Raw genomic sequence first — 2711 nt, 5'->3', positions numbered from 1 at the left:
TCCGCAACCGGAACCGCCACGGGGTCCGGCGCGGCCGGCGGTGGCGCCGCCGCCGGACAGCCGCAGCCGCCCGGCACCCCCTCGACCGGCGGATCCGGCTCCGGGACCGCCGCACCCCCGGCGAGCCCGGCGCCCGAGGAGACGCGGCCCGCCCAGCTCTGCGTGCTCGGCGTCCTCTGCCTGGGCTGACGGCACCGTACGCCGCCCCCTTCCCGAGGCAGCCGGGGAGCGCCGCCACGCTTCCGGACCGCCGTACGACCGCGCGGACGCGTCCGTGCGGGAAGCAGCCGTACGACGCCCGCACCGGCGTGTACGGCACCGGCAGAGCAGGATGTCGCTCCAAGGAGGCGGTGCACGGGCTCGCCGGACACATGACCAACCTGTGAGTCCGGGCTGCCGGGGCCGCGGACACGAGCCTCCCGGGGGCGGACCGCGGCCTCTCCGGGCGCCCCCGCGCCGGGGGAGGCCCGCGCCCGTCGGCGCCGGTCAGGCCAGCTTCCGGCAGTAGAGCGCGTCCGGGGTCCGCGACGACCCCACCCGGCCGGTCCAGGCGATCCCGGCCGCGTACTCGTCGTCCGCGCACTGCCCTTTGTAGCGGCCGTAGGCGAAGTCCCCGCCCTTGGGGTCCGGTCCCCGGTTGTCGCCCCGGTCGAACCAGACGGTACGGCCCTGGGTGCCCAGTCTGCCGGCCGGTGCGGTCGCGCACAGCGCGGCGGAGACGGCCGCGCCCCGCACGCTGTACCCGATGAGGAACTGCCCTTCGCCGCACTGGAGTTTGGTGTAGCCGGAGGCCCAGTCGGCGCCGGGCCGGACATGCCGTTCGTCGGACACCACCTCGTGCCCGCGCCCCGGGTCCCACAGCGCGGTGGCCGAAACGTCGCTGCACAGGCCCCGGTTGCCGGTGCGGGCGAGCCCGAGGAGGCGTTGCCCGTCCGGGCAGACGGCCTTGCGCGCGCCGCTGTCCCAGTCCGGCAGGGCCCGCATCCGCCGCGACTGGACGAAGTCGCCGCGATCGGGGCTGAGCATGGACCAGTCGGCGACCGGCGCCACGGGCCCGGTCCGGCCCTCGGCCCGCATGAGCCGCGTCCAGGCCGCGGCACGCCAGTCGTCACCGTCGTACAGGCCCATCCGCCGGCCCGCGGAGTCCCAGTGCAGCAGTGCCCAGCCGTTGCCCTGCCGGTTCTCGTGCCAGCCGACCAGCGGCCAGTAGGCGAAGTCGGCGTCGGTACGGATCAGTTGGTCGACGAAGTTCTCGAACCAGGCGCGCTGCTTCTGCCCCGTCTCCGCGCGCCCTCCGACGCCGAACTCGCTGATCCAGAGCGGGGCGGTGAAATGCTGGTTCTGCTCCCCGGAGATGAAGAACGCCTGGCGGTTGAGGACCGCGATCAGTTCGTCGGGGCTCAGATCCCGGTAGCGCGGGTCGCTGGTCTCGCCCGTCCCGGTGGCACCGGTGTGGTTGGGGCCGGTGTAGTCGTAGAAGTGGGCAGAGTAGACGAGTTTGCCCGAGTCGACGAGGGTGTGGGACAGCCGCCGGGCCGGTTCGAGGGTGGGCCGTTCGTGGGGCAGTCCGTCGACCGGGATGCCGGTCCAGTTGATGCCCTCGACGACGATCAGCAGGTCCGGGTTGGCCTCGGTCAGGATGCGGTCGCCGACCCGCTGGGAGGCCGCGAACCAGTCGCGGTCGTCCCCGAGGCCCCAGTTGGGGTCGTCCCAGACCGAGCGGCGCACCTCGTTGTACAGATCGGCCCCGACGACACGCGGGTTGGCCCGGTAGCGACGGGCCATGAACAGCCAGTCCTCCTCCCAGGCCGCGGTCGACTGGCTGGTGTTCCAGCGCTCGTTGCCGTCCACCCCGCAGCACCAACGGGTCGTGTTCGTGTGGTTGTTGAGGATCACCGCGAGTCCGGCCGCGGTGAGCTCGCGGACCACGGCGTCGTACACCTCCAGCGGGGTCCTGCCGCGCAGGGAGGGGTTCGCCGCGACGGCGCGGTCGGTGACGGGGCGGCTGTCGCGGATCATCTCGTTGGAGAACGGCAGCCGGACGCTGTTGATCCCGATCTCCAGGAATCCCGCGATGATCTCGGCCATCGGGGCGCGGTCCAGGCCGAGCGGAATCCGGCCCGAGTTCTCACCGGCGTGCTGGTTGCTGTCGGCCTCCGGGTCGCCCGAGCCGGTCCATGTGCCGCTGGCCCCGTGCCAGTTGCCGGAGCGGAGCTTGAACCTGTCGCCGTTCGCGTCGACGATCCAGCGGCCCCGGGTGCTCAGGGGCGGTGTCCAGTTCCCGGCGGCGGCGACACCGGCCGGGACGCCGGAGGTCCCCGAAGCCGCCGGGGAGCCGGAGGCGTCCGGCGCCGTGCGCGCGGCGGTGGACACCGGTTCGGCGGCGGCGCCGGGAACGGGTGCGGCGGCGATCAGGAAGACCACGGCGGCGAGTGCCGCCCTCACCAGGGATCCCCGCACGGTGCCCCACCCCCACGGCTCATTTGTCATGGCGGCGTCATGTCGCGCCGGCGTGTCCACCGTAGTGCAACGGGCGGCGCCGGGACACGGGGACGTTCGGACAAGCCCGCGCGCCCCCTCGGCCCGCGGCCGGGGGCGGTCGATCCCCCGCGTGCCCGCCGCCCCGACGGCCCACGCGGTCCCGCGGGCGGAACGCGCCGTGCCCGCCGGCGCACCTCACCCGGCCCCCCGCCCCCCGGCCCCCTCGCCCG

At 74.7% G+C, this 2711-nt stretch carries 1 protein-coding gene and 1 pseudogene; one reads left to right on the top strand and one right to left on the bottom strand.

Translation table 11 applies throughout. The features are described from left to right. Positions 1-189 (top strand): annotated as a pseudogene (locus tag SZN_RS42110) (SCO2400 family protein); the annotation flags it as partial. A gap of 297 nt (positions 190-486) precedes the next feature. Here the strand turns inward: SZN_RS42110 and SZN_RS36580 are convergent. Continuing rightward, positions 487-2490, bottom strand: coding sequence for a glycoside hydrolase family 5 protein (locus tag SZN_RS36580; protein WP_043735257.1), 2004 nt, complete (start codon positions 2488-2490; stop codon positions 487-489). Positions 2491-2711: the final 221 nt, after the last annotated feature.

Origin of the sequence: Streptomyces zinciresistens K42, assembly GCF_000225525.1 — a bacterium.
In the GTDB taxonomy this organism is placed as follows: domain Bacteria; phylum Actinomycetota; class Actinomycetes; order Streptomycetales; family Streptomycetaceae; genus Streptomyces; species Streptomyces zinciresistens.
Note: the sequence above shows the minus strand (reverse complement) of the source record. Positions and strands in the feature narration are given on the sequence as shown.